We start from the raw sequence: 3,801 nt of genomic DNA on the forward strand, positions 1-3,801 counted from the left end.
CAGGTAAATTTTATTACAAATTTGCAGGTAGGATCTCCAATTAATTTTATGCCAAACCGGATTTTAAGTCATGATATTTTAGGCAAAGTAATGTTAGTAGATTTTATTTCTTATAAAGAGGCTTTAGAAAAAAAAGGTATTCAATCAAAAAATATCCAACCAAAAATTCCAATTGATATTGTTATTGATCATTCCCTACAAGTTGATTTTTTTGGAAGTGCTGATGCTGTAATTAAAAATTTACAAAAAGAATACTCAAGAAATTCAGAACGCTTTGCTTTTTTAAGATGGTGCTCTAAGAATTTAAAAAATGTGAAAGTGATCCCTCCAGGAGTTGGAATTTGCCATCAAGTAAATATTGAATATTTATCAAAAGTAGTCTGGGAAGAAGATAATATTATTTGTCCTGATACTTGTGTTGGAACAGATAGTCATACACCTATGGTGAATGCAATTGGAGTGCTTGGTTGGGGAGTGGGCGGAATCGAAGCTGAAGTTGCTATGTTAGGAAAAACCTTATCTGTAGCTCTACCAGAAGTGATTGGAATTCATCTAAAAAATAAGTGTTTAGAAGGTATTACTTCTACAGATTTAGTCTTAACGATTACAGAGCTACTCAGAAAAAATAAAGTAGTTGGAAGTTTTGTAGAATTTTTTGGAGAAGGAGTAAATTCATTATCTGTTGGTGATAGAGCCACGATTTCAAATATGGCTCCAGAATATGGATCAACTGCTGTTTTGTTTCCAGTTGATAATATGACTTTAGATTATTTAAAAATGACAGGAAGAAGTTCAGACCAAATTAAACTAATAGAAACTTACTCTAAGCATCAAAAACTTTGGAGATCAGATACTGATATTCCTAAATATTTGCGAATTATAGAATTAGATTTAAGTAAAATTGTACCATGTGTTTCTGGACCTAAAAATCCAGAAGATAGAATAGATCTTAAAGACTTTTCTACAAAAATTAATACTCATTCTAATCAATTATATAAAAGAGAGATTAGAAAAGATTTATTTAGCATTCCAAATAGCAAAGAAAAAATTAAAGACGGAGATATTTTGATTGCAGCTATCACTAGTTGCACCAACACTACTAACCCAAAAGGTATGATTGCAGCTGGTTTAGTTGCAAAAAATTTGATTGAAAAAGGAATTAAAAGAAATGTAAATGTTAAAACTTCATTTGCACCAGGTAGCCAAGTTACTGCTACCATACTAGAAAAATCCGGACTTCAAAAATACTTAGATGAATTGGGTTTTAATGTCATTGGTTATGGCTGTACTACTTGCAATGGCGGATCCGGACCTTTGCCAGGAGATATTGCAAAAGCTATTGAAGATAATAAAGTTTTTTCAATCGCAGTTTTATCTGGGAATAGAAACTTTCAAGGTAGAATTCACCCAAATATTAAAGCATCTTACTTAGCATCTCCGGCATTAGTTATTTGTTTTTCAATATTAGGAAATGTCTTAAAAAATTTTGAAAAAGATTCTCTTGGAAAAGATAAAAATGGCAAAGATATTTATTTAAAAGACGTCTGGCCATCTAATCAGGAGATAGAAAGGGTTGTGCAGCAAAGTTATAAGCCAGAGTTTTTTATATCTAAATATAAAGAAGTATCTAACGGCGGTTTACTATGGGACAACTTAAATATTCCAAAAACTTCTAACTATGAATGGTCTGATAAAAGCACTTATTTTAAAAGACCGCCTTACTTAGATGAAGTTAAAGAGGAAGTAAAAATTTCTTCCAGCATTAAGAATGTAAGACCTTTAGTTCTTTTAGAAGATTCAATTACAACAGATCATATCTCCCCATCTAATGCTATTACTAAAGGGACTGCTGCTGGAGATTATTTAGAGTCGAGAGGAGTAAAACCAGAAGATTTTAATAATTACACAACAAGAAGAGCGCATCATGAAGTAGCAATGAGAGCAACTTTTGCCAATCTTCGATTAAGAAACAAAATTACATCAGATAAAGAAGGAAGTTTTACAATCAAATATCCAGAAAAAAAAGAAATGAGAATTTTTGAGGCCGCAATGGAATATAAAAAACAAAATGTAACTCTTGCAGTGTTTGCAGGAGAAAATTATGGATGTGGTTCTTCAAGGGATACAGCTGCTAAAGGACCATTATTATTAGGTGTTAAAATTATTGTAGCTAAGAGTTTTGAAAGAATTCATAGATCTAATTTAATTGGTATGGGACTTTTGCCATTAGAATTTATTAAAGGACAAGGAATTGAAGAGTTAAAAATTGAAGGCAGCGATCAGTTTGATTTTAATTATTTAGATAAAATTGATAATAAAAATAAAGAAATTGAATTAAAAATAAAAAAAATAACTGGTGATATTATTTCTACAAAATTAAAAGTTAGATTAGACACCCCAGAAGAAATATCTTATTGGCAAAATGGAGGAATACTTCCAATGGCATGGAGAGAAGAGATTAGAAAATGAAAAACTGGATTCAAGCTGCTTATTATAGAGGAGGAACAAGTAAAGGAGTTTTTTTTCATGCTAAAGATCTTCCCACAATAAATAAAGAGGAATTAAATAAAATATTTTTAAAAATTATTGGAAGTCCAGATCCTAATGGAAGACAATTAAATGGAATGGGTGGTGGCGTTTCTTCATTATCAAAATGTGTAATCATTGAGCCATCAAAAAGAAAAGGAATAGACATTGATTATACCTTTATTCAAATTGCCGTAGATGAACCAGTGGCTGATTGGTCAAATAATTGTGGAAATTTATCATCTGCGGTTGGACCATTTGCAGTGAATGAAGGAATTTTAAAAGTAAAAGATGGCGAAGTAACTGTTAAAATTTATCAAGTAAATACAGATAAAATTATTCATTCTACGTTTGAAGTTAAAAATGGATTTGCTTGTGTCGATGGTGACTATTCTATTGCAGGTGTTGCAGGAACGGGATCCAAAATTAGATTAGATTATTTAAATCCAGGGGGATCAGGAACCGGAAAACTTTTGCCAACTGGTAATGTAGTTGATGAAATTGATATTGATGGAAAAAAAATAATGATAAGTTGTATTGATGCTTCTACCCCTCTTATTTATATCAAAGCAGAAGATCTAGGATTATCGTGCACAGAATCTCCAGATGAGATCGATCAGCAAAAAAATAAAATGGAAATAATTCAAAAAATTAGAAAAAAGGGAGCAGTATTAATGGGACTTGCTACTAGTGAGAATGAAGTAAAACTTGGAACCCCGAGAATAGGAATCGTGTCTGAGCCAAAAAATTACAAATCTTTAGATGGAACTAGTATTAAAAAAGAAGACTACGATATTTGCACAAGGATGTTTTCTATGGGAAAAACTCATAAAGCAATTATGGGAACCGCTGGAGCAAATCTTGGAGTGGCTTTAGCTATTGAAGGAACTATTCCATTCCAGGTAAAAAGAAAAGAATCTAATGTTCTTGAAAGTAGAATTGGAAATCCTTCAGGAATTGTAACCGCAGGTTCAGTAGTGATCAAAAATAAAAATCAATTAGAGGCTACTTCTGCGGTGATGTTTAGAACCGCAAGACCATTAATGATTGGAAAAGTTTATTTATAATATTTTTTTAATTTACTTAAATTGAAGATTTAACAACTACAGTTTGTAATTCTAAAAGTTTCACATTTTACCTAAAATCTAAATTTTTTGTTTAAAATCAGGTTAACTTTTAGTTGCTCTTAAAATTAAATCATCTAAAACCGTTGGTACAAAAAGGTTAATTAAAAAAGCCCTCGTGGTGGAATTGGTAGACACAAAGGACTTAAAA

Annotated in this window: 2 protein-coding genes; both read left to right on the forward strand. The window is 31.3% G+C overall.

Translation table 11 applies throughout. From position 1 onward, the window contains the following. Positions 1–21: 21 nt before the first annotated feature. Positions 22–2,469: an aconitate hydratase AcnA gene (acnA, locus tag AC8IGH_RS05140; RefSeq protein ID WP_507419646.1), complete on the forward strand. Its 2,448-nt coding sequence runs from the start codon at positions 22–24 to the stop codon at positions 2,467–2,469. Further along, positions 2,466–3,593 carry a 2-methylaconitate cis-trans isomerase PrpF family protein gene (locus tag AC8IGH_RS05145; protein ID WP_507419645.1) on the forward strand — a complete coding sequence of 376 codons (1,128 nt, stop codon included), beginning with the start codon at positions 2,466–2,468 and terminating at the stop codon, positions 3,591–3,593. Before acnA ends, AC8IGH_RS05145 begins: the two co-directional genes overlap by 4 nt. The last annotated feature ends 208 nt before the right edge of the window (positions 3,594–3,801 follow it).

The organism is Candidatus Allofontibacter sp., assembly GCF_038145245.1.
Lineage (GTDB): Bacteria > Pseudomonadota > Alphaproteobacteria > Pelagibacterales > Pelagibacteraceae > Fontibacterium.

What these genes read in the sequence shown, in the direction of transcription:
- AC8IGH_RS05145 (WP_507419645.1), top strand. Translation starts at nt 2,466, where the DNA reads ATGAAAAACTGGATTCAAGCTGCTTATTATAGAGGAGGAACAAGTAAA.